At 70.0% G+C, this 24716-nt stretch carries 17 protein-coding genes; 13 read left to right on the forward strand and 4 right to left on the reverse strand.

The window, feature by feature from the left end; all coding sequences use genetic code 11:
* Positions 1-98: 98 nt before the first annotated feature.
* Positions 99-1544 (forward strand): APC family permease, encoded by a 1446-nt coding sequence (locus AC5WRT_RS14035; protein WP_496095256.1) that lies wholly within the window; start codon positions 99-101, stop codon positions 1542-1544.
* A gap of 560 nt (positions 1545-2104) precedes the next feature.
* Positions 2105-2692 carry a maleylpyruvate isomerase family mycothiol-dependent enzyme gene (locus AC5WRT_RS14040; RefSeq protein WP_496100261.1) on the forward strand — a complete coding sequence of 196 codons (588 nt, stop codon included), beginning with the start codon at positions 2105-2107 and terminating at the stop codon, positions 2690-2692.
* A 48-nt stretch (positions 2693-2740) separates the two neighbouring features.
* On the opposite strand, the gene AC5WRT_RS14045 is transcribed toward AC5WRT_RS14040, so the two are convergent.
* Positions 2741-2926, reverse strand: a complete 186-nt coding sequence (locus tag AC5WRT_RS14045) for a hypothetical protein (protein ID WP_496100262.1) — start codon at positions 2924-2926, stop codon at positions 2741-2743.
* 1287 nt (positions 2927-4213) lie between these two features.
* Between AC5WRT_RS14045 and AC5WRT_RS14050 the strand changes: the two genes are divergently transcribed.
* The 11 genes from AC5WRT_RS14050 to AC5WRT_RS14100 all read left to right on the forward strand — a co-directional run bounded on the left by AC5WRT_RS14050 (position 4214) and on the right by AC5WRT_RS14100 (position 20138).
* Positions 4214-4888 (forward strand): polysaccharide deacetylase family protein, encoded by a 675-nt coding sequence (locus tag AC5WRT_RS14050; protein WP_496095253.1) that lies wholly within the window; start codon positions 4214-4216, stop codon positions 4886-4888.
* 749 nt (positions 4889-5637) lie between these two features.
* Positions 5638-6900: a phenylacetate--CoA ligase family protein gene (locus AC5WRT_RS14055; protein ID WP_496100263.1), complete on the forward strand. Its 1263-nt coding sequence runs from the start codon at positions 5638-5640 to the stop codon at positions 6898-6900.
* Positions 6897-8186: an MFS transporter gene (locus tag AC5WRT_RS14060; RefSeq protein WP_496095251.1), complete on the forward strand. Its 1290-nt coding sequence runs from the start codon at positions 6897-6899 to the stop codon at positions 8184-8186. The genes AC5WRT_RS14055 and AC5WRT_RS14060 overlap by 4 nt, the downstream gene beginning before the upstream one ends.
* Positions 8183-9319 (forward strand): GNAT family N-acetyltransferase, encoded by a 1137-nt coding sequence (locus tag AC5WRT_RS14065; protein WP_496095250.1) that lies wholly within the window; start codon positions 8183-8185, stop codon positions 9317-9319. Before AC5WRT_RS14060 ends, AC5WRT_RS14065 begins: the two co-directional genes overlap by 4 nt.
* The gene (locus tag AC5WRT_RS14070; RefSeq protein WP_496095249.1) at positions 9316-10482 is read left to right on the forward strand and encodes a LuxE/PaaK family acyltransferase; all 1167 of its coding nucleotides are present in this window, start codon (positions 9316-9318) and stop codon (positions 10480-10482) included. The genes AC5WRT_RS14065 and AC5WRT_RS14070 overlap by 4 nt, the downstream gene beginning before the upstream one ends.
* Entirely contained in the window at positions 10479-12998 is a 2520-nt protein-coding gene (locus tag AC5WRT_RS14075) for an acyl-CoA reductase (RefSeq protein ID WP_496095248.1), read from the forward strand. Before AC5WRT_RS14070 ends, AC5WRT_RS14075 begins: the two co-directional genes overlap by 4 nt.
* 662 nt (positions 12999-13660) lie before the next feature.
* Positions 13661-13975, forward strand: a complete 315-nt coding sequence (locus AC5WRT_RS14080; protein ID WP_496095247.1) for an alkyl sulfatase dimerization domain-containing protein — start codon at positions 13661-13663, stop codon at positions 13973-13975.
* A gap of 569 nt (positions 13976-14544) precedes the next feature.
* On the forward strand, positions 14545-15501 hold the full coding sequence (locus AC5WRT_RS14085; RefSeq protein WP_496095246.1) for a Ca2+-dependent phosphoinositide-specific phospholipase C: 957 nt from the start codon (positions 14545-14547) through the stop codon (positions 15499-15501).
* Between the two features lie 1208 nt (positions 15502-16709).
* A complete protein-coding gene (locus tag AC5WRT_RS14090) occupies positions 16710-16916 on the forward strand; it encodes a hypothetical protein (protein ID WP_496095245.1) in 207 nt (68 codons plus the stop codon).
* A gap of 216 nt (positions 16917-17132) precedes the next feature.
* Entirely contained in the window at positions 17133-18257 is a 1125-nt protein-coding gene (locus tag AC5WRT_RS14095) for an alpha/beta hydrolase (RefSeq protein WP_496095244.1), read from the forward strand.
* Positions 18258-19163: 906 nt separating this feature from the next.
* Positions 19164-20138 (forward strand): magnesium transporter CorA family protein, encoded by a 975-nt coding sequence (locus AC5WRT_RS14100; protein ID WP_496095243.1) that lies wholly within the window; start codon positions 19164-19166, stop codon positions 20136-20138.
* 114 nt (positions 20139-20252) lie between these two features.
* On the opposite strand, the gene AC5WRT_RS14105 is transcribed toward AC5WRT_RS14100, so the two are convergent.
* The 3 genes from AC5WRT_RS14105 to AC5WRT_RS14115 all read right to left on the reverse strand — a co-directional run bounded on the left by AC5WRT_RS14105 (position 20253) and on the right by AC5WRT_RS14115 (position 24487).
* Positions 20253-20432: a hypothetical protein gene (locus tag AC5WRT_RS14105; RefSeq protein ID WP_496100264.1), complete on the reverse strand. Its 180-nt coding sequence runs from the start codon at positions 20430-20432 to the stop codon at positions 20253-20255.
* A gap of 94 nt (positions 20433-20526) precedes the next feature.
* The gene (locus AC5WRT_RS14110) at positions 20527-21771 is read right to left on the reverse strand and encodes a protein kinase domain-containing protein (RefSeq protein ID WP_496100265.1); all 1245 of its coding nucleotides are present in this window, start codon (positions 21769-21771) and stop codon (positions 20527-20529) included.
* Positions 21772-22792: 1021 nt separating this feature from the next.
* On the reverse strand, positions 22793-24487 hold the full coding sequence (locus AC5WRT_RS14115; RefSeq protein ID WP_496100266.1) for a sigma-70 family RNA polymerase sigma factor: 1695 nt from the start codon (positions 24485-24487) through the stop codon (positions 22793-22795).
* Positions 24488-24716 lie beyond the last annotated feature (229 nt).

Consider the following 24716-nt stretch of genomic DNA (forward strand, 5'->3'; position numbering starts at 1 on the left):
TCGGCCGAGGGCATCCGGCGCGGCCGGCCGGAAAGCCCGCGCCACGGCACCTCACGAAGCCCGTGATCTTGCAACTGAGCATCCGAAAGGGAAACACCATGGCCGAACCGTTGGCGCAGCCGGTGCTGCGCCGGGCGCTGTCATTCGGCGGCGCCTCCGCGATCTCCACCGGACTGGCGTTCGCCGCGATCAATTTCCTGGGTCTCGCGCAGCTGCTGACCTATGTCAGCGGGCCGATGTCCTGGCTGGCCGTCGCGGCCGGCGGGCTGGTCATCCTGGCAGTGCGGTCGGTGTTCGCCGAGCTGAACGGTATGCACCCGACGGCTGCCGGCATCCGGCTGTGGCTGGCCCGCGCCATGCCGGACAAGGCGGCGCTGACCATCACGTTGACCTACATGGTCGCGATCGTGCTGGTGATCGCCGCCGACGCCTACATCATCGGCGAAGCCCTGGCGTACGCCTTCGGCAACGGCCGGCTGATCGCGATCGGCTACGTCGCCCTGCTGCTCGTCCTGGCCACCTGGCTGAATCTGCGAGGGATCAAGCTCGCCGGAGCAGCCGAGCGGATCGTCACCACGATCGTGGTGCTGGCCACCGTCGCGATCGGGGTCGCGGCGATCGCGCACCCGGGCCACCACGCCGCGCTCGGCGCGGGCTCGTCGAGCTCGCCGGTCCAGGCTCTGGTCCTCGGCATCTTCGTCTACACGGGCTTCGAGTGGGTGACCACGAACGCCGAGGAGGTCACCGAGCCGCGGATCATCCCGCGGGCGATGCTCGTGGCCGTGCTGGTCCTGGCCGGCTGCCAGGCGGTGTTCGCGGTGGCGATGGGCGCCACTCTCGACGCCACCGCGCTCGGCACAGCCTACCCGCAACTGCTGGTCGCCCAGCAGGCGCTGGGCCGGGCCGGCATGCTGGTGATGCTCGCCGTCACGGCGCTGACCGCGGTCAACACCTTCAACGGCGGGTTCGTCACCCTCTCCCGGTTCATGTACGCGGTCGCCCGCGAGGGCAAGCTGCCGCGCCCGCTGACCCGGCTCAACGAGCAGGCGGTGCCGGTGCTCCCGGTGTGGATCCTGGGCGGCGCTTCCCTGGTTCTGGCCGCGGTCGTGGCCGCCACCGGCTCCTTCGCCGTCATCGTCTCCCTGTGCGCGGCTTTGGAGATGGGGGTGTACAGCGCCGCCGGGTACTGCGTGTGGAAGCTGCGGCGCCGCGAGCCCGGCACGCACCGCCCCCACCGGCTGCGCGGCGGCGTGCCCGTGGCGGCCGTACTCATGGTGGTCTTCGCCCTGATGGGGTTGCTGGCCTCGGTCAGCGTCGGCCCTCAGTTCACCGTGGCCCCGCTGGTGCTGCTGCTGGCCTGTGCAGGGCTGGTGGCGGTGTACGTGTGGACCTACGTACCGCGGCTGGAGCGGCGCGAAGCCGAGGAACTCGCAGCCCGCCGCGCGGCCCGGGCCGCGGCCCGGGCCGCAGCCCGCGGCGCCGCCCGCACCGCCTCGGCCGTGCGAGCAGAGATACCGGAAGCCGACCAGGAGCCGCGGCAGTGAGCACGCCACCGGACTTCGGCACCGCCGCGATCGGCCGGGCGCTCGGCGTGGCCGCGGTCGACCGCCCGAACGGATCGCGCTGCTGGAACGGCTGACGCTGCGGATCACGCGGCCGGCCAAGGACACGCCGGCCGCGGCCACGAAGGCCTACGATCCGGCCGGCCCGTCGCCGCCGAGGAGCGGTCCGACCCCTGGGCGACGGCGTAGAACGCCGGCGCCCTGCTGCTGACCCCGCGCCGGAGCACCACCGGGAAGGAGCCGGTCCCGCACGGAGCCGTGCATGACAAACCGGACGCCGCAGGAGCAGTGTCCTCACGACGCTGCCGGCACGAACCGGCTTCTCCGGAGCGTCCTCGCACTTCTGTGAGACGACCGGGCCCCCGAGCGGCCCGTGCCGCACGCGGACGCTTCACCACTTCGGCGCTCCGGTGCTGCCGCACAACCTGCGGGACAGGCGAGCGGCGCTGCCGTCCGTGCGCTGCACAAGTCACCTCTCCGAACCGCGCGGTCCGGCCCGTGGTCGCGGAGCAGACTCATCCAGGAAAGGAACCGCAGGCACTGTGTCCACCGCTTGGCACTTGGAACTGCGTCGGGAACGCACTCGGTTCATGGAGACCATGAGCGAGCTGACCGACGACGAGTTCAACAACGCGAAAACCCTGTGTGCGGATTGGGCCCCACGGGACGTCCTGGCACATGTGGTCGGTCTGGACCGAATGGCATCCCATTATGTGCGGCCGTCGACACTGACGGTGAACCGGGGCAACGCACGGATGGTTGCGCACGGCAGGACGCTGAGCCGTGCGGAGCTGACCGACCTCGGGTGGAAGTCCGCCACGAAGCCCTCCGGCCAGGCACAGGCCATGGCATGGCTGCTCACCGGAGACATGGCGATGCATCACCAGGACGTTCTGCGGGGCCTCGGGCGCAACCGTGAGATTCCCGAGCCGGTGGCCCGCGCCCTGTACCGTGAAGGAGTCATCTGGAGCTGGCCGTTCGGCCGCAAGCTCACCCGCTACCGGGTCGTCCCCCTCACACCGGGCGGAAAGCCGCGCGGTCGCGGCCAGGTGGTCCGCGGCACCACCGAAGCGCTGAGCATGTGGCTCGCGGGGCGCGAGAGCGTCGCCAGCGAGCTCACGTTCCAGTAGGTCGGCGACAACTGTCCGGCCAGCGGCTGCGCCACCGTATGAGCATCCCTACGGTGCGTGAAGCGGTGAAGCCGCCGAGGGCTCCGACGCCACGCCGGCCACGGCAGCCCTCAACCACGGCATCGGCGGCGCCCCTGCCAGCAGCAGGACGGCGAGCGCGAAGGAGCCGCCCGCCTGGACCAGGAACAGGAGACCCACGACGCGGATGAAGCGGTACTCGTCGCGCCCATCCACAAACCCTGTCCCGTGGACGGCTGTTGCGGTCCGGCCGCGCGGACACCCCGCCGGCGGAGAGTCCGGGGAATCCCGCTGCTCGCGACCCCGCGCACGGGGCGACTCCCTGTCGACGTTGCGGCGCGCACCCGCCGCCCGCCGTCCAGGCTCCACGCGGCCGGGACCGCGATGACGACGTCTCCTTCGCGCAGGAGGCGTACGCCGACGCTCCCGGCCTGCGCCACGAGACACACAGCTGCTCGCCCTCTCCGAACGCGACGGCCGCCGGCCACGAGACGCCACCGAGCCGCTCATGGACGCGGCCACGACGGAACGCGCCTGACCACGGCGTCGAGCCGCTCTCATGGACCGCATGACCCTCGAGGACCCCAGCCCCGGCCCGGCCCGGGGCAGCGCCCAAGCCGCCGAACAGCTGGTACTGCACGCCCGCCGACACCCCACCTCGCCGCAGGCCCTCATCGTCTCGAGGCCGGGCCCTGGTGCTCTGCCTGTCGGCTGCCGGCCGCAGCGACCAGGTTTCGTCGGCGCATCCCGGGCAATCGTCCTACCGGCGCAGGACCGCTACACATGCAGCCACCACAGCTCCGATCAGGCCATCACACAATGTTACGGACCCTGACTTCTCGTCCTCCGATTCGATGCCGAACGGCTTGTTTCGGCACTCCCCCTTACACCTCAGAGACAAAGCGACATTCATCACAGACCGGAATTATTAAGCAAGGCGGCAGGCCCCCCTTAGTGTGGTCGGACATCAGGAATAAACCGGATGTACCAGCCATCTCCATCGGCAGCGGGGATCCGGGGCCGGGCGACGAAGCCCGCCGCCGGACCGGCCCCGCAGCACTTGGAGCGACCGGCAACCCCTGGGCACCGGCGCACAGGGACGTAGATCACCAGCGGATCCCGACCATGGATGCCGCCGTGCCGTCGACCGGCAGCGGGCCTGCGCTCGGCCCTGCCTCGACACGACCAGTACCAGCACCGATTTGAGCACCGAGTGGTGCCGACGGAGGTAGATCTGTGGCGTTGGCCAGAATCAAAGTGGCGACGGCAACCGTCCTCACGGCGGCGATCGCAGGAGCCGTGATCACGGCGTGCGGGCACCACGCAGGCGGGCACACACCCAAGAGCTCGCCCGACAGCGTGATTCCCTCGACGACGCCGTCCTCTTCCAGGCCGCACTCGCCCTCCCAGGCGCCCTCACCCTCCTACGCTTCCCCGTCCGCGTCGACATCCGGCCGCACCGCAGGAGGAACGCAGTCCGGCCGCAGTGGAGCCTCCCCCGCGGTGCCGTCCGGGCCCCCTTCGCAATCGGGCTCGGCGAACGCCTTCGGGCAGCTGCCGAGCGCCCCGACGGGCTCCGACGCGCTGATCAGCCACGGAGTGGAGGGCAGCGGCAAATCCGTAGCGCTCACCTTCGACGACGGCCCAGACCCGCGATGGACCCCGCAGGTACTCTCACTCCTCGCCCAGCACCACGCGAAGGCCACCTTCTGCGAGATCGGGCCGCTCGCCCAGCGCTACCCATACCTGACCAAGGCGATCGTCGCGGACGGGGACCGGCTGTGCGACCACTCGGTCCATCATGACGAGCAGCAGAACCGCAAGTCGGTCGAGTACAACATCCACGAGATCACCGACGCCAAGCGGGAGATCACCAACGCCGCGGGAAACGCCGTGAAGCTGATGTACTACCGGGCACCCGGCGGCGACTGGAGCCCGACGATCCGCGGGATAGCCGGCACCAACCACCTGCAGTCGCTCGGCTGGAGCGACGACGCCAACGACTGGCGGCGCCCGGGTGTGGACGGCATCCTGCGCAACATCAACCAGGACTTGCGACCCGGCGTGATCATCTTGATGCACGACGGCGGCGGTGACCGTTCGCAGACGGTGCAGGCGCTCGCCCGCCTCCTCGACGAGCTGGACTCTCAAGGCTACGGCTACGGCTTCCCGGCCTGAGCTCGACGCCGTCGGGATCGTGCAGTCGTCGAGCTCATCCGCTGACGGCTCGACAGGTTCCCGGCCGAGGGACTTCGTGGCCGTCCAGGTAGTCCTGGAATCCGGTCGGGGCCGGGGCGGCAGTCACAGGACCCGCGGGCATCCCGCCCGGCGCAGCCTCTCCAACCGCCGCTGCCGCCAAGTCAAGGGGAACCTGGTTCCGTCATGGTGGCGAGGAGGTGGACCAGCTCGATGCCGCCGCGGAACGGGATCCCTGGCAGGGGGAGTCGACCAGGACGTGCCGTCCCGAGGGAACCCGTTGCCCGGGCGGCCCGACACTTCCACATTGCCACGCGCAGTCCCCGTCGCCGCCGGTCAGTTCGCCCCAGGCCGTCCGGGTGGGTCGACTCGTTGCCCCTTCCTGCCACACGCGCTTGCACGATGCCCGCGGCGCCGTTCTGAATCCCGCTGCCGCAGGTCCATAATCGCGGGTTCTGGAGTACTCAACCCTTCCTTATGGGTCGGCAGCCTTGTGTGACGGATGGCTCCGTCACGGAACGGAACCGAGCACGCCCGGATTCCGTCCGACCGCAGCGGCCTGAAGTCCGGTGGACACTCTGCGAGTTGACGCAAGAGTGTTTCGAATGGTGAGATGACGTCACACTTCGAGGCACCGCGAATTGCCGGGTGCCCGGCTGAACCATCTCATGAGTGACAGGTTCTCCATTGTTTCGGAGTGAACCACTTCCGCAGGCTTCGAGCAGGAATTGATGCCCGTTCAACCACTCGCGGAGCTCATACGCTTCGCGCGTCACAACTCCCCCTTCTACCAGGACCTTTATGCTCACCTCCCTGACCACGTGGCGCATCTCACGGACCTTCCGGTGGTGCCGCAGACGGGTTTCTGGCAGGCGAACTCGCCCCGTGACAACAGGCTGCTGACCGCACCGCTGAATGAAGCGGTCGTCTTCCGCAGCGGCGGCACCACGGGATCCCCGAAATTCTCGTACTACACCCGCACGGAGTGGCGCGAATTCACTGCGGCGTTCGGCGCCGGACTCGTCACCGCGGGATTGCGGCCGGGTCACCGAGTGGCCGACCTGTTCTACGCGGGTGACCTTTACGCCAGTTTCAGCTTCGTTCTCGATTCATTGCACCGTTCTCCCGTGGAAAATGTGCGGCTGCCCATCGGCGGGGCGGCGCCCTGGCAATCCACCGCGGCCACCCTGGAGGAGTTCCGGGCACAGGTCCTCGCCGGCACGCCGACGACGCTGTGCTCGCTGGCCGAGCGGCTCGCCTCTGCCGACCGGACCCTGCCGGACGTGGAACTGCTCTTCTTCGGCGGCGAGTGCCTGTTCGGGGACCAACTCCCACTCCTGAAGGCCGCCTTCCCCCACGCCGAGGCGCGTTCCCTGGGCTATGCGAGTGTGGACGCCGGACTGCTCGGGGAGGCGGTACCCGGCGGTGACCCGAGAGCGCATCGCGCGTTCACGCGATGCACGGTGGTGGAGATCCTCGACGACGAGGCCGGCCTGCCGGTCGAGGCCGACGGCGTGCCGGGACGGCTGGTCGTGACCGACCTGCGCAGACGGCTGATGCCCGTACTGCGCTACCCCGTCGGCGACCGGGCCGAATGGGTGGACCGGGAGGCGGGCGTGTTCCGCATCCTCGGCCGGGCCGAGGAAGGCGTGCGGGTCGGCCCCGTCTCGCTGTACACGCAGGACGTGCACGACATCGTGACGGCTGCCGACGTGGCCGGCCGGGTGAGCGGACTGCAACTCGTGGTGCGCCGTCAGGACGGTCGGGACGGCCTGCTGCTGCGGCTGGCGACGGCAGAGCCGGCGGAACGCGGGACGGCGCTGGGCGAGTCCATCGTCACGGCGGTGCTGGAGCAGCGTCCGCTCTATGCGAGCGCGACCGCGGCCGGGCACATCAATCCCCTCGGCGTCGAGTGGGTGAACCACCGCGACCTGGCCGTCAACGCCCGCTCCGGAAAGCTGATCCGCGTGGTCGACGAACGGCCGCACTCATGAGCGCCGCCGCTCCGCGCGCACGGCGTCTGCCCGTGGTGCTGCGCAACCCGTCCTTCGGCAGAGTCTGGGCCGGTCAGGTCCTCAGCCAGGCGGCGTGCAGGATGTTCCAGGTCGGCGCAGTCTGGTGGCTCGTCGGCGGCGCCGGCAGCGATCACCGGGGCCTGGATTCCGGTCTCTTCCTGATGGTGAGCAGCCTGCCGGCGGTCGTGCTGGCCCCCGTCGTCGCGCGCGTCGTCGCGCGCCACGCCCACCGCACGGTGCTGGTCATGACCACGGCAGCTGCGGGCGTCGGCGGCGCGGCCTCTGCTGTGTGGGCGTACACGGCCACGCTGCCGACGGTCGCGCTCTACGCCGCCGGGCTGGCACTGGCGACCTGCCAGGCGGTCTTCGACCCCTGTCTGACGACCTCGGTGCCCGCGCTGGTCGAGGACACCGACATCGAGGCGGCCACCGCGTTCGAACTGTCCACCCAGTCGCTGGCCGGGCTCGTCGGGGGACTGCTGGGCCCGCTGGTGGTGGACGCGGACGACCTGGCGGGCGTGGTGGCCGGGTGCGCCGGCGCCTACCTGTCGGCGGCCCTGCTGATCGCCTCGGCCCGTTTCCCCCGTGCCACGGCGGGCAGCGGTCGGGCCAGCGAGGACGCGCCCCGGCCGCGGACGCTGCGCCGGGTCCTGACCGGCCTGCCCTTCGTCCGCCGTGTGCTGGTCTGCTTCGCCGCAGCCAATGTCTTCACCACCGCCGTCTACGTCGTCATGCCCCTGTACACCCGGGGCGCCCTGCACTCGACCGGCTCGACCGCCGCGCTGCTGGAAGCGGCGCTGGGCGCCGGCACGCTCGTCGGATCGTTCACCGGCGGGCGCGTTCCGGGCAGTCCGATCGCCGTGGGCAGCGCGTGCCTGGCCGCCATGGCGGCCGCGCTCGCTGTACCGGGCCTGTTCACCGGTCACGTCGTGGCGGTCGGCTCGCTGCTGGTCGTCGGCTGGTGCGTCGGTGTGATCGGCGTCCGGTTCGTCGCGTTGTTCCAGCGTCGGGTACCCGCCGAGGAAAAACCGGGCTTCTTCGCGGTGATGCAGGCGCTGCTCGGCGCGACGTTCCCCGTCTCCTCGCTCGTCTTCGGCGCACTCGGCGACCATCTGACCGCCCGCACGCTGTGTCTGGTGCAGGGAGCCGGTCTGCTTCCGGTCGCGGCGGCACTGTGGTGGCTGCGCGGCTGTGCGGACGACGCCGGACCGCAGCGGCGCGACCGGCGCGCTCACCCAGCGGCCCTGACGGGAGACGCGTCGTGACCGACGTCCTCACGCCCGCCGCGGTCCACGACATCGCAGAACTGCGGCAGTTGTACTTCGACGTGTACGGGCACGGCTATCCGGTGCCGCTCGGCAGCGATCCCGCCGTCATGCGCCGGCTGATCAGTGACGGCACCGCCCACTGGCTCACCGCCCGCACGGACCACGGCGAGCTGGTCGGCTCCGCCGTCGTGCAGACCGATCCCGGCAGCCGCGTCGGCAAGCTCGTCGGACTCGCCGTTCACCCCGCGCACCGCGGCGGAGGACTCGCCTCCCGGCTGACCGGCACGGTGTGCGAGGAGGCGTTCGGTACCGGGCGCCTCGACTCGGTGTTCGCCACCGTGCGTGTCGTCACCGAGGGCCCGCAGAGCGTCGTCGTACGCAACGGCTTCCGGCCGCTCGGCCTGCTGCCCAACGCGGTCGAGGTCGAGGGTTGCGAGAGTCTGGCACTGTTCGCCCGCTACGCGGACGGCGTGCTGGAGCGCCGAGCCCCCCTCGGGCACGTACCGGAACGCCTTGCGCCACTGCTGTACGCGGCGGCCTCGGGCATCGGCATCGACTGCGCAGGGACCGGACGGGTCCCCACCCCTCCCGCGACTCGAGCAGTCACGGAAGCCGAGCCGATCGAACTGATCGCGGCCCCGGCCTTCGTCCGCCGCCGCTTCCTGGAGCGGTTCCCGGACGCGGACGACCGTTTCTTCCCCCTGCACACTCCGAACGCGCTGCTGGTCGCGGCCGACGGCGGCTTCGAGGCGTACGCCGACCTCGATCCGGTGGCGGGCAGTTGCGCCCTGGTCGCCGTCCACCCGCGTCCGGCGGCCGTGGCCGGCGCGCTCGAGGCGTTGATGACAGCGGTCACCCGGGCCGGCGCGGACTACGCCGAGACGCTGCTGCCGCTGACCGACACCGAGGCCCTGGAGGTCTTCCTGATGTCGGGTTTCGTGCCGAGCGCGGTGTACCCGGCGATGCGCCGCATCGACGACCGTTTCCATGACTACGTGGTGCTGTCCCGTACCAGCCGTCAGATCGACTTCAGGACGACGGCCGTCAGCCCGCTGCTCCAGCCCTACCTGAGGGCCTACCTGACCGTCTGGACCGCCACCTACCTGCCCCTTCACGAGGTGTCCCGATGAACCCCCATCTCGCTCCCGTCGAGGTCCCCGACCCGGCGGCGCTCGGCCACATCCAGCGGCTGTGCGACCTTCGGTCGCCGTACGCGACGGGGACCGAGGCCGACGAACTGTTCGCCGCCGCGATGGCGGAAGCCAATGCCTGGCACGCGCGACGCTCGCCGTTCTTCGCCTCGCTCCTGAAGGATCCGCCGGAGAAGGCGTCGCCCACGGTCGGCGAACGGGTGCGCGCTCCGCTGGTGCCCGCCGCGTTCTTCAAGCGCCACGAGGTGCTGTCCATCCCCCGCGACGACGTCTTCCTGCATCTGACGTCCTCGGGCACCACCGGCCAGAAGTCGCAGATGTTCTTCGACGAGTGGACCATCCGCTCGGCACAGCGCATGGTGGCCCGCATCTTCGACCACTACGGCTGGATCACCCCCGATCAGCCGGTCAACTATCTGCTCTACAGCTACGAGCCGGCGCCGTCCCTGAACCTGGGCACCTCGTTCACCGACAACTACCTGTGCGACTTCGCTCCCGCCCGGCACACCACGCACGCGCTGCGGCACACCGGTGCGGGCCACGAGTTCGATGTGCACGGCTGCATCGCGGCGCTCCGGCGGTACGCCGAGGACGACATACCGGTGCGCATCCTCGGCTTCCCCGCGTTCCTGCACTTCACGCTGGAGCGGATGAGCGCCATGGGCATGCCGCCGCTGCGGCTGCCGGAGGGGTCGCTGGTGGTGCTGGGCGGCGGCTGGAAGGGCCACGCCGACCGGCGGATCGGCAAGGAGGCCTTCTACGCGGAGGTCACCGAACTCCTCGGAATCCCCGGTGCACGCATCCGCGACACCTTCGGTTCCGTCGAACACTGCGTGCCGTACGTCGAGTGCGCACATCACCGTCTCCATGTTCCGGTGTGGTCGCGCGCCGCCGTCCGCGACACTGCGACGCTGCACCCGCTGCCCTACGGGGAGCGTGGCTTCCTGCACCTGGTGAGCCCCTACATCACCTCCGTACCGGCGCACAGCGTCGTGATGGGCGACCTCGCGTCACTGCACCCGGGTGAGGAGTGCGGCTGCCCGCTGTCCACCGACTGGTTCACCGTGCACGGCCGGGCCGGGGTGAGCCGAAACCGCAGTTGTGCGGTCGCCGCCGCCGAACTCCTGAAGGGAACGCCGTGACCACCTCCGTACTCCATCCCGAACCTCACCTGTGGCAGGGCGAGTTCGTCGACGACGCCGAGGCCGGCCGGCGGCTCGCCGGGCTGGCCGAGCTGGCCGGGCGCGTCGTCGTCCGACCGCTGCCCACCGACGTGGTGATCGGCGCCTGTGCCGCGGTGAGCACCGAACTGACCGATCCGGGCTCGGCGCTGCACGCCCGGCTGACGGCGCACCTGCCTGCGGACGAGGCCGACGCCGTCCTCGTCGAACTGGCCGCGGGCCTCACCCGGCAGGCCCTGGAGCGAAAGCTGCGGCGGGAGCTGGGGGGCCTGCGCCCGGAGCGGCTGACGCGGCCGGACGCCCGCAGGACGGTGTACGAGGCCTGGGCGCCGGTGGGTCTGCTGGTGCACATCGCCCCGGGCAACGCCGCCACCGTCGCGCCGTTGAGCGTCGTCGAGGGGCTGCTGGCGGGCAACCTCAACGTGCTCAAGACCAGCAGCTCCGGCGCCTCGCCGGCCGTCGAGCTGCTCGCCGCGCTGTGCGCCGCCGATCCCACCGGGATGATCGGCGAGCGGGTGGTGGCCCTGCGGTTCCCCTCGTCGCGTCGGGAGTGGCTGCAGACGCTGTGCGGGCAGGCCGACGCCATCGCCGTGTGGGGTGGCGAGGACGCCGTGCGGTCCGTGAGCGACCTGGCGCCGCCCGGCTGCCGGGTCGTCGAGTGGGGACACCGGATCTCCTTCGCCTACCTGACCCGCGACGCGGCGGCCGACGTCGCCGTCCTCGACGCGCTCGCCGAGGACGTCTGCCGCTTCGAGCAGCAGGCGTGCTCCAGTCCGCAGGCGGTCTACCTCGACACCGAGGACAAGGAGGCGCTCTTCGCGTTCGCCGGAAGGTTCGCCGAGCGGCTCGCGAAGGTCTCCGACACCCGGCGGGCGTCGCTGCCGGGCCCGGCCGAGCAGGCCGAGATCACGACCGTGGAACAGCTCACCCGACTCGAACAGCACCTGGGTCTGACCCGGGTGATCACGGCCGGCGACGGCACCTGGCGGGTGCTGGCCGACGCCCGCAGCGCGCTGACCGCCTCCCCGCTGCACCGCAGCGTCTGGGTGAAACCGCTGCCCCGGCGCGCGGTCGCCGCGACCCTGCGGCCGATGCGGCGGTACCTGCAGACCGCGGCGATCAGCGGCGGACCGGCGGATGTGGCCGAGCTCTCGCGAGCCGTGCTGGCCGCGGGCGTCACCCGGGTCACTCCGGTCGGCTCCATGCTGGACGGCTACGAGGGCGAACCGCACGACGGGGTCTACGCGTTGCAGCGTTACAGTCGGCGGGTGAGCGTCCGCGCGGCCGAGGTGGCGTTCCGCACGGTGCCCTGTCTGGACGACCTGGTGGCGCCGCCCGTGCTGCCCCCGCCGCCGGACGGCCGGCCGCTGGGCAAGGAGGACGTGCAGCGGGCGCTCACTTCGCTGCCCGACGAGTACGCGCACCTGTACTTCCGCAGCGGGGGCTCCACGGGCGCCCCGGCCCTGTCGGTGTTCACCTGCGACGACTACGACAACCAGATGCGGGCCGCCGCCGACGGGCTGCTCGCCGCGGGATTCGACCCGGCCCACAACCGGGCGGCCAACCTGTTCTACTGCGGCGGAATGTACGGAAGCTTCATCAGCTTCTTCTCCATCCTGGAACGGCTGAACGCCACTCAGGTCCCGATGGCCGCCGGGCCGGACCACGCCATGGTCGCCGAAGCGCTGGTCGGACACCGGGTGGATACCGTGTTCGGGATGCCCTCCTATCTGTGGCAGCTGTTCCACGCCGAGGCGGACCGGCTGCGTGCCTACGGCGGCATCCGCACCGTGTTCTACGGCGGTGAGCACTTCACGTCGGAGCAACGCCGAGTGCTGACCGACGAGTTCGGCGTGGAGTCGATCCGTTCGGCCGCGTACGGCAGCACCGACCTCGGTCCGCTGGGCTATCAGTGCGCCGCGTCGCGGGGGTCGGTCCACCATGTGCTGACCGACCTGCACACACTGGAGATCCTCGACCCGGGCGAGGACGTGCCCGTGGCGCCGGGTGAGATCGGCCGGCTGGTCTTCACCTCGCGGGCGCGTACCGGACAGCGGCTGGAGCGCTACGAGATCGGTGACCTGGGCCGTGCCGTGGCGGGCCCGTGCCCGTGCGGCAGCCACGTACCGCGTCTGGAACTTCTGGGCCGCTACGGCGATGTGGTGCGCGCCGGCACGTACTTCTTCAACTACCGGCGCTTCCTGCAGGCGGCGCAGGAGCGGCTGGGGTACCGCGGTGAGGTCCAGCTGCTGGTCTCCCCCGGCTCCGGCCGTGAGCGGCTGACGGTGCGTCTGGACGAGCAGTACGTGTCCGACGCCGCGGCCGCGCGGGAGACCCTTGCCACCGAGGTGGCGGAGGTGGCTACGGCCGAGGCGGAGGAACTGCTGTCGTTCACCGTGGAGATCGTGCCGCGGGCCGCCTTCGAGCGCACCGCCACCAGCGGCAAGCTGCGCACGGTGGTCGACCTGCGCCGGTAGCCCGCCGGAGGCCCGGGGAGGGACCGCCGCGTGGAGTCGTCACCGGTGGTCTCGGCCGGCGGTCCGGCGCAGGGTCGGCGGCAGCGAAGAGAGCGGGGCCGAGGACCACGCGCGAGACGTCGGTGAGGCCGGCCTCATCGAGTCGGTGCGGCACCACCTCCGGCCAACTGGCCCAGTACGTACAGCAGTACCTCGGCATCGACGTGGTGGCCCCTGAGCCGCTGCACCAGCGGGGGCCTACCTCGGCGCGTTCGGCGGCGCGTTCCCGGAACCCCCGTTGTCGGTGTCCGGCATGCCTTGCACGTGGCGGAGGAACCCGCGTATCGCGTGGCGGGCCGTCGCCGCGATCTCCACGTCCCGCATCTCTCCGGGCAGGAGATCGAAGCCGGGCACCTCGGACCGCTGACGTTCCACGATGGCCGTGGCCGGCTGGTTGACCCGCGGTTCGAGGCGTGCGGCCGGCCGGATCGCACACCTCCGGTACGGCATCTGGTTGTGACACGTCACAACACTGGGCGGCTGTCAGTGGCTTCGCGGCCGATTGCCTCTTGCCCGCGCTCGCGGTGGCATGAGCACCATGGGCTTCTCCCTCACCGACTACGCGGACCGGGCCTGGCACGGCGCCGTCGACGACAGCGTCGTCCCCCTGGGGGGCGGAGATCATGCTGCCCTCGCACGGAGCGCCGGTCTTCGGCGCCGGCCGGATCCGCCGGGCGCTCACCGAGACCGCGGAACGGCTGGAGAGCCTGGTCCGGCAGACGCTCGACGGACTCGACTCCGGTGCCCGGCTGGACGACCTGATCCACTCCGTGCGACCACCCGCCCATCCGGCCGACCGCCTCCACCTGCAAGCCAGGTACGACGAAACCGAGTTCATGGTGCGCGACCTCTGGCGGCGCCGTGCCAAGTGGTACGACGGCGACCCCGCGCACCTCGAACCGGCTCCCGCAAGCCGGCTCGCCACCGCGTCGGCGTGACCGGCAAGGTCGCACCGACGGCGACGACCCCCGGCGCGGTCAGCGTCACACCACCGCCGTACCGGCCGGCACCCCGGTGACGGACGTGTCCGGCTGCGCGGGCGCTGGGCGGCCGCCGCCGGGGAGTCCCACAGCGCGTGGTCGGGCGGGGACCTCGCGAGCGGTGCGAAAGCTCTGGCGGGCGCGGCCCGACAGCACGCCGGCGCGGGCGGGTTGAGGATCGCCGGCCACCTCGCGGAGTTCGCCGTACCGGCCGCCCCCGACGACCCCACCTCGCCCGCCGTACGCGCGGACATCAACCAGGTACGCGCCGAGCCTGACGGCCCAGGGCACGGCCGACGGCGAAGCGATCCACCTTCGTTGCCGGCTCGCGACGCGCACGACTCCCCCAGACGTAAGGAGTTCCGATGCCCTCCCCACGAACGCAAGCCCGTCCTTGGCGCCGCAGGACCTGTGTTCTGGCCGCTGTCATGCTGCTCGGCCTGGCTTCGTCACGGGCCTCCGCGACGCCCGGTCACACCGCCACGGTCGAGACGGCGGCAGACACATCGGCCTTCGACAATGTTCCGTTGGACCAGGTCTCCGCGTCCGGACTGCACAACGCCTACGACAAGGGCAAGTCCAAGTCGATCACCGCTGGCCTCGACCTCGGAGCGCACCTGCTGGAGATCGACGCGTACAGCACCTACGGCAACCCCGGCGGATGGATCGTCAGCCATTCCGACCCCTTGGTCAACGACAACAACTGCACCTACACCACCGGGTCCGGCATCTTCAAGACCACCTGGGAGAACGGCAGCCTCAGAACCTGCCTCGACGACCTCAGGGCCTGGAGCGACGCGCACCCCCGCCACGACCCCGTCTACATCAAGATCGAACTCAAATGGGGCTTCCGGTCCGATGCCGGAATGGGGCCGACCCAACTGGACCAGTTGGTGGCCGGACACCTCGGCGCCCGGAACCTCTACACTCCCGCGGACATGCTCGGAACCACCTATGCGACCCTCGACGCCGCGGCCAAGGCCGGAGCCTGGCCCACCTGGAACCAGCTGCGAGGAAAGTTCATCGTCTTCCCGATCACCGGCACCATCGAGAACAAGCTCGCGGCCTACAAGCTGGACAACCTCTCCACCGAACAGGAATACGCCCAGCACCTGGCCGACCTGTCTGCAGCCGGCCGACTGGGAGATGGCTCCATGTGGCCTGCCATGACCAAACCGAGCCCGAACGGCGACCCCCGCCTCATCTACGACGCCGAACTGCGCCCCTGGTTCGTCGTCTTCGACACCCAGGCCACCCGCTGGCTGAACGACGGGTACACCATGTCGTGGTACTGCCGCAGCCACTACCTCACCGTCGAAGGCTCGGCCGAAAGCGTCGTCCCCACGCTCGACGACACCAACCCCGACCCCACCGCCGCGGCCCAACGCGTGCAGTACCTCGCCCGGCAAGGCCACTCCAGCGTCACCACCTTCGACTGGATGCAATCACCCGGCGCATTCACCCTCTGGCCTCGAGACTGCTGAGAGGTCACACGCGGAGGCAACGTCCTTCTTACGTGCGCGAGCCCGTCCCTGCCTCCGTCGAGGGGCCACCCAGGGCCTGTCCGACGATTCCCGTCGTTGCCCGCAGGGCGGCCGCGCGGCGTCAGGTGCAGCACGCACCGGACGCCGCTCCTCGACGGGCAAACGTTGCCCGCCGGGGCACTGGCGACGGTGCCGCCGCCGGGTCGGCGACGTCATGGGCTTGCGAGCCGTACCCGAACGGCTTGTGCTCCGCCCCTGAGCAGCTGTGGCGATCCGCGCGACGATCAGCCTCGACAACATCGGCGTGGCGCTCGGCGTCATGCCGGTGGCAGACGCCATGTTCGTCTCCTGCGGCCGCTCGTCGATCTTGCGGTGTGAGGGGCCGTGGACCTGCGGCAGAGCAGCAGGCCGGGCGTCGTTGCGTAGGCGGTCGCCAGGACCGGGAGGAGAGAGATCGATCTCGCGCGCACTCGAGCTGGCCCACAAGGCTCCGACGGCGAGCGCGGGAGGAGGCCTCGGCCGCCGAGCGGCTGCGCGGCTCACCCGCCGCACCCGGCGCCTCCTGCCCGGGTCGGCCGGGGTGGCCCGCACGGCGCCGGGGACGACGGCGCCTTGGTGACATTCTCACCCTCCCCTGAACTTCGCCTTTCATGCAGCTGAACTTCGCCTTTCATGCCGCGGTTACTTTCCCGGCAGGGCCGAGGACAGCTTGGCAGTCAGGAGACCGGTACGGTGAAGCGACGCACCATGGACGGCGGGTTCCACCCGCCGCCGGCCGGCACGCCTCTGCCCCTGTGCGTGGGCGACTGCGGCCTGAGCGGTGGCGACGCGTCCGGTCCGGCGGCCGCCTCGTCGGCGTCCGCCGCCCTCGGTGGCACGCCCGGGACCGCGTCGCACGTCACGGCTGAGCCTGCCGCCTGGCACACGTGGGGCCTGACACCCCTGCCCGCGGCTCCCGAGCCCCCGGCGGACAACGACGGACCGGAGAAGGAGCCCGAGTGCATCGAGATGATGCGGGACCTGAAGGTCCCGATCACGATGTTCCTGGTGAACGACGCCGTCAAGCCGGACTGCGGCCAGAAGACCCTCACCCGGCGCTTCGACACCGCTCCGTTGCTCTTCCGGCGCCACGCTACGGGGCGTACGACAACACCGGGATCACGGTGGGAAAGTGCGGGCCACGAACGATCGTCCAGTGGCGTGAGTCCATGCAGGTACGCACTGTGCAGCACGAGGAGCCGGGCAAGAAGCTGCGGCCCGGCGGCGACATCATCCTCGCTCATTTCCACGGCCCTGCTGAGCTCAGGCGCGCCACCATGACGCAGACGTTCGCGAATCCGCGCAAGCGTATCCGGGAACAGGGCTTCGCGGCGGCCCCCCTGGAGGGCTGCATCCAGCCGCCAACCGGACACTGAACCGGCCAGAGACCAGTGTGCTTCGCAGCCGTTGCACTCTTTCGGGCTCGCGGCACGGGCCGCGCGGTATACGTCAGGGCCGGCTGGATCGAGTCGGAACCTCGACCGACATGTGCACATCTGCCACGGGTCAAAGACCAAGGAAAAGCCCCGGACAAGCCCTCGCAACGAAACGCGTGCGGGCGCCGGGCGGAAAGCGCAGGCAGGAAACAGCCCATGGGACTCACGAGCAACAAAGTGCTGGTGCTGGCGGTCGTCCTCGCCGTCCTCCTGTTCCTCGGCACGGTCTGGCTGTGGCCTCGCTTGGCCCGGCAGAGCTGGCGAGCCGTCAGCGGACGAGTGGTTCTGCTGTTCGGCACCCAGTTGGCGCTCTTCGCCTCGGTGGGCCTGGCGGTCAACCAGGCCTTCGGTTTCTACGCCAGCTGGGCCGACCTGTTCGGCCAGGAGAATGCCCAGGGAGTGGTCGTCGACCATGTCGCGGGCGGCGCCAACAGCTCCGTCCAGGTGGTCGCCACATCCAAGGTCATCGGTGCGAGCAGCACGCTGCCGCAGGTGGCCGGCCAGGTCCAGAAGGTCGACATCATCGGCCGCACGACACACCTCGCCACGCCGGCGTTCGTGTATCTGCCGCCGGAGTACTTCCAGCCGAAGAACAGCGCGCGCAAGTTCCCGGTCTCCGTGGTCCTCACGGGTTACCCCGGCACGGCCGAGGCGCTGGTGAACAAGCTGCACTACCCCAGTACGGCGCAGCAGCTGGCCAGGCAGGGGAAGATGCAGCCGATGATCCTGGTGATGCTGCGTCCCACCGTGGCGCCGCCGCGGGACACCGAGTGCGTCGACGTTCCCGGTGGCCCGCAGACCGAGACGTTCTTCGCCAAGGATCTGCGCGATGCGGTGATGGCCCACTACCGGGTGGACAAGACGCCCGCCAGCTGGGGCATCGCCGGCGACTCGACCGGTGGTTACTGCGCGCTGAAGATCGCCATGCACCACCCGGCTTCCTACGCGGCGGCCGCCGGCCTGTCGCCGTACTACAAGGCGCCGATCGACCCCACCACCGGAGACCTCTTCCACGGCGACAAGAACCTGCGGAATCGATCCGACCTCTTCTGGATGCTCAAGCATCTGACCGCGCCCGAGACGTCGCTGCTCGTCACCAGCAGCAGGGTCGGTGAGCACAACTACAAGGACACGCTCAAGTTCATCAAGAGCGTGCAGAACACCAACGTGACCAGGATTTCGTCGATCATCCTTCCGAGCGGCGGGCACAACTTCAACACCTGGCGACGCGAGATCCCGCCGATGCTGCAGTGGCTGAGCGAGCGACTGGTCGCACACTGAGCCATTGACGCTGACGCCCCGTGGAGCGCGGGACCGGAGGCGGTTCTCGATCGACGCGCGGGCCGTGGATCGCCCGACCGCGTGGTCGCCACGACGCCGGGCCTCCGTAGACCGTACGGACTTCGGCACGGGGCCGGCCGGACCGCGCTGTCCACCTCGGCCCTGCGACTACCGCTTCGCGGCCTTCTCCGAAATCCGATCACCTCTCTGTCCGACGGACTGGGCCCGCAAAAGCACGTCCACGTCACATTGGCTCCAGCAGAAAGACAGCGGCACATGAAGCACGCTGCACGTCCCAGATGGATGGCATTCGTCCGGTGTGCACTGCGGTGTGCGGATCACCCAGACGGACATCGGCGTCACCGGACCCCACCACATCTACCGCCCCGATGTGGACCTCGCCTACGCCACCTCCACGACTCCCGGCGGTGTCGCAGCCGTCAACGGCGACAGCGGCGGCCCGTCTTCGCCGGCGTCCGCAACCACACCGCCGATGAAGCACGCGGAATCATCACCGCCCTCGACCGGACCATCACCTGCCCGCCCGCGTACAACCGCGACAGCGTCCTCGACGGTCGTCGCAGGACACCCTGGTGCCTGGCCGGCGTTTACTACGTTCCGATCGGACAGACCCTGCACGACATGCATTGGACCCTCGTCACCGGATGACCGGTCAGCCGGCGCGGTGGAGTCGGGAACCGGCCCGGTGGCTCACGCTTCGTTTTCGGTTCCCACCTGTATGCACACTTCGCCGGACCTCGTCACAGTCGGGTGGCCCCGGACGAAGGCGGTCCTCAGGGCGGCGTCCGGGGAGGTAAGTGCCGCGAGGGAACCGGGAAGAGGCCGCCCATCGCCCGAAAAGAGGTGAGGCGGTGCTCTTACCAGGGCACCTTATGGTGCGTCGGCATGACGCGCACACGGCTCTACCGCAACGGCTCCCTGATCCTCGAGGACTTTCCGACCGCCGACATCTCGGAATACGTGAACGATCCGGACGTGGCGGTCTGGCTCGACCTGTGTGACCCGTGCTCCGCTGACTTCGCGATGATCAGCGAGGAGTTCGGACTGCACGAGCTGGCGGTGGAAGACGCACGGCACGAGCATCAGCGGCCGAAACTGGATCGCTACCGCACCCACGCCTTTCTGAGCGCCTACGCCGTCAGCGCGGACGAGACCAGTGGGCAGCTCACCGCCAGTGAGTTGTCCGTCTTCATCACACCCACCGCGTTGATCACCATCCGCCCCGACCACCGGTTCGACATGGACAAAGTCGTCGAACGCTGGGACAACAACAGCGATCTTGCCAAGTACGGAGTGGGATTCCTCCTGCACGGGCTGCTGGACTACATAGTCGACGGGCATTTCGCCGCGGTGCAGGACCTCGACGACCGCATCGAAGCAGTGGAGGATCTGCTCTTCGACGACGGGCGCGAGCAGATGGACTCCGTCCAGCGGGAGTCCTACGCGCTGCGCAAGAGCCTCACCAGACTGCGCCGCGTGGTGTTGCCGATGCGGGAGGTCGTCAACAGCCTTCTCCGGCGCGACCTGCACATCGTCGGCGAACCCTTGCTTCCCTATTTCCAGGACGTGTACGACCACGTCCTGAGGGCCACCGAGTGGACAGAGTCACTGCGGGACTTGATCACGTCCATCATGGAGACCAACCTCACCGTTCAGGGCAACCGCATGAACCTCATCATGAAGAAGGTCACCAGCTGGGCATCGATCGTGGCTGTACCCACGGCGGTCACCGGCTTCTACGGACAGAACGTTCCCTACCCGGGGGTCAACACCCAGGCGGGCTTCGTCACTTCCACCGGTGTCATGGTCGTCGCATCCGTGTTGCTCTACTGGGCCTTCAAGCGCAAGGACTGGATCTGACCGACGGCCACAACCAAGCCCGCCCGCCCCGGGCGACGGCCGGCCGACGCCCTGTGAACCACGATCGCCCACGGGCCGACCACGGCCGCCGTCGGCAGGCCGGGTGAGCCGCCGTCAGCAGTGCGGGTACGTACGCGACGACGGCGAAGGGGGCGGCTGCGGCGTGCGGCCGACGAGGCGGCCGATGAGCAGGCTGCCGGGGACACCTGCTACGCCCCAGTCCCCCATCAGGGTCCGGTGGACGGCGTCGGCGGGGAAGGACGCCAGGTCGGTGTACGGCTTGAGGTCGACCACACCGCCGAGCAGAGAGATGGCGGCGATCGAGGCGTCCCGGCCGTCGGCGGGAGTTGGCGGCTGACGATACGGTCTTGGTGGCGCAAGAGAAGTTCTACCTTCGATGAGGTGCGCCAGCGGAGAGGATGACCCGCAGGATGGCGTGACGTGGCACCTCACTGCCGGGCGGGGGCGTCTGCTCACATACTCGGCCGACGGGCGTGCCGGGGTGAGGGCACACTCGGTGTCGGACGGGCTGGAGGCGTAAGCCGGCTGCCTGGGCGCTCGATCGGGCTTCGTTCATCGTCTCGCCGATCAGCGAGGGTGCCGCGACCCGGGACCGAGCAGGCGTGTGGGATCCGTTGATCACGTAGGCGCACACGGCGGCTGCCAGCAGCACTGCCATCGCCTGGACCGGCCGGCGGATGTACTGTCGGCGCGCGGGGCGTACTTTCCGGGGATCCTGGGTGTGCCGAACCGTCGCAGGCGGTTCCGGCAGCGGCGAGGTGACCGCCGTGGCACGGCCTGCCAGCACCTTCCCGATGGCGTCGCGCATCTCTTCGGCGGTCTGGTAGCGGGCCGCACGATCCTTGGCCAGCGCGCGCAGCACCAGGGTGTCGTAGACGGCAGGCAGCTCCGGAACGTGGACAGAGGGAGGCACCGGTGGTTCCGACAGGTGCTTCATGGCCACGACCAGCGGTGTGTCACCGGTGAACGGGGGGCGGCGGGTGAGCAGCTCGTAGAGCAGGCAGCCGGTCGAGTACAGGTCGGTGCGGACGTCCACCTGCTCGCCCCGGGCCTGTTCCGGTGAGAGGTACTCGGCCGTCCCCACCACTACCGAGGTGCGGGTGAGGGTCGTACCCGTGCGACCCACCGACCGGGCGATTCCGAAATCCGTCACCTTCACGATGCCCTCGTGGGAGAGCATGACATTGGCCGGTTTGATGTCCCGGTGGACGATACCGTGGCGGTGGGCGTGCTCGAGCGCCTCCAGCACGCCGGCGGTGAGTTCCAGGGCATGTTCCGGTTCCGTGTTCCGTGCCTCGCGCACGAACTGGAGCAGCGTGGTGCCCTTGACGTACTCCATCACGAGGTACGGGACGAGGTGGCCGTCGATCGCGTCCTCCCCCGCGTCGTAGACGGCGACGACGGACGGGTGGCCCAACAGGGCCGCCGAGACGACCTCACGACGGAAACGCGCCCAGTGTTCGGCATCGGCCGCCAGTTCCGGCCGGAGCGCCTTCACGGCCACCGGGCGGAACAGCAGCAGATCGTACGCCAGCCACACTTCGGCCATCCCGCCCCGGCCCAGAACGTGTTCCAGACGGTAGCGCCCGCCCAGACAACGTGAACGATCCACGGTGCTCCCCCTGATTGCCGACTCCCGAGGAGGAACCGTAGGGGCGGATCTTGTGGGATCTCTGTGATCGGGTCCGACCCCGGGGCGCGCCCCGGCAGCGGTCGCAGACACGTACCATCCCTGCCATGAAAGCGGCGTGGAAGGCCCACCCCGCCGCTCTCTGCAGCCGGCGTCGGTCCTGTTAAGGCGGTCCGGGTCGGTCATGAGCCGGCCGACGACGCAACGCGGTTTCGAGACGGACCGTACTTCGGGAGCGGACTCGGGCGGTCCTCGACTTGCGGCTCGCGGCCGCGTGCGGGCAGTTCCCCGTGCAGCCGGGATGTCGTGCCAACCCCGGCGCGCATACCGGCCGTGCGCAAGCAGCAGCACCACTCCGCGCCCCGGGCACCGTGCCGACGCGCCTCGGAGTGCCGTAGAACGCGACCGTGCCCGCCGCACGCGCGCTCAACCACACCACCTGCATATGACAGTAGCCGCCTCGAACATCCTGAACCGCACACCCAGTAGACATCCGGTTCAGGTGGGTACATCACAAAATCCCCGACAGAGCAGTGAGGCGCCCTGTCGTCCACCGGCACCTACAAGGACGTGACATGACCGACTGCTCTGTCCGGCCGCCGGGCAGAGCAGTGCCCCCTGCCCCTGCCCCTGCCCCTGCCCCTGCCCCTGGAGAGCCCAGCGCATCGGCGCACCTCGCGAGCGCCCGACACTGACGATGATCTCCATCCGGCCCCGGGGCGGTCGCGACGGGTGCGGACAGACCTCCGGGAGCCGGTCGGCCAAGACCGACCACTGCTTCGCCCTGGCCCCCACAGCGCGCTTCCGCAGCCCGGACGCGACCCTGACCGGGTGCAGTTCGTGCCACAACGGCCTCGACCTCGACCACGCGTTCCGCGATCACATCGGCCGACAGGCCGGTGATGCTGTCGCTGACGACCACCGCACGAGAGGCGTCCCCACCGTACGACACGGATCGACGATCGAGAGCCCGAAGCCTCACCGCCGACCGTGCACGAGCTCGTCAATCCGAGAAGTCCTGGGTCATCCAGACCGTGCCTCCGCTGTCACGCAGCACGGTGATTCCTATGTGGTGGAAATCCGGGTTGAGGATGTTGCGGCGGTGTCCGTCGTTGGGGGGCTGTTCCGCGAGCATCTGCTCGGTGATGCCGACGACCATGCGCGTGATGTCCGGCTGCGTGTCGGCCACCGGACCGCCCTCACCGATGTTTTCGCCGGCAGTCCCCCAATGGACGCCGGCCGCGGTCTCGCGGTCGGTGAAGGGTGGTTCGCCCGGGCACTGGTGCTGCATGCCACAGCCCGATGCCATGGTGTGAGTGTGTCGCTCGGAACTCGTGCCGAGGCCGGAGCTCAGCTGCAGAGGTGCGAGGTGTGCCTCGGCGCGTGCCTGGTTGATGAGGTTGAGGACCGCCATGGCGGCGGCTTGCTCGGCGTTCGTGCCAAAGGGGTGCACGGAGGGTTGCGACGGTGTGGGCTGCGCGGGGGTGGGGGTGGGGGTGTGCGCGGGGGCGGTGTGGCTGGGGCCGCTCGGGCGCGCGGTGTGCCTGGCCCTGGGCTTCCTGCTCGGCGTCGCTCTGGGCGTCGGCGTGATCTGGCCACCGCCCCCGGCCTTCTCGGGAGTCGACGCCGAGGCCGGCGTGTTGTCGTCGGCGACGCTGAGACCGCCGGGTTGGTGTCCCGCCGATTTCCCGGTGTCCGGGCTCGCGAACGCCCCCGCGCCGAGGGCCGCCGTGACGGTGGCCGCGAGCGCCGCGGCAGCCAACAGCGGCTTGCCGCCGAGGGATGCCAGCGAGCGTCCGCCTTCGTCGCCCGAGACGCGGGTGCGTGACATACGGTGCCTGCCGGCCTGCTTGCCCTCCCGAGCTCGCGGTGCGCTCGTCGAGGCCGACGTGACCTGGAATGCGGGGCTTGTGGTGTGCGCGAGGACGTACGCCGCGAGGCCGACCGGCAGCGGGACCAGGGCCAGGTTGACCAGGAGCCGCTCGGCCGGTACCAGATCGGTGCCCAGACCTCCGCAGTGGGCGCACTCGCGCACGTGTCGGGCCAGCCGTTTGCGCCACAGGGCGCTCGGCTTTCCGTCCCAGGGACTGATGACCCAGGACAGCTCGGCGCAGCGGGGAACCGCTGTCAGTGCTCGGACCACCAGTCGCGCGGTGTCCAGCTGTGCCTTCATCCGGCTCACCCGTACGGTGACGTGATGGCTGTCCAGGCCGATCGCGTCGATCATTTCCGTGCGGGTCAGATGGCCCGTGGTGACGAGCCACCACAGCGACAGCAACTCTCGGTCGTCCTCGTCCAGCCAACGGGTGGCCTCGACGGTCTCCCGCCGCTGTCCGGACAGCCCGAGTTCCGTGAGGGTGAGGTCGGCGAAGTCGGCGCCGGGGTCTGCCACGACCGCGAGTTCGTCCAGGGGACGCGCTTGCTCGGTGCGGCTCCGGTAGTGCCTGCGTACCTGATTCATCGTCACCGCGACCAGCCAGGACCGGAAGGCCTGCTCCTCTTGAAGTCCGGGCAGGCCCCGCACGACGTTCAGCATCGTCTCCTGGACGACATCGTCCACATCTGCTTGCCCGCTCAGCGCGCGACCGACGATGTTGTAGACGAGTGGCAGGTGCCGGGCCACCAGTTCTTCCAGTGCCCCCTGGCTGCCCTCGCGTGCTGCGACGACGAGTTCTGCGTCCGCGGCTATGTGGTTCATCTCCGTATACCCTCCGGTGACTCCGGCTCGGCCGTACACAAGAGGAGATCCTCCGTGGGCGTGTCGGTCACAGAAACGGGAAAATCTGTGGGCTCCGTCACTCGTCGGCCCGGCCGGTCGGTGTCCGGACGTACGTGCCTGGCGTCATGAGGGCCACGGTGGTCGAATGGGACGTCCCGGCGCCGCTCGACGTCCGACCTCGCCGTCCGTTCGGTGTCGGTCAGCAGCA

It is taken from the genome of Streptomyces sp. NTD91 (genome assembly GCF_059510455.1).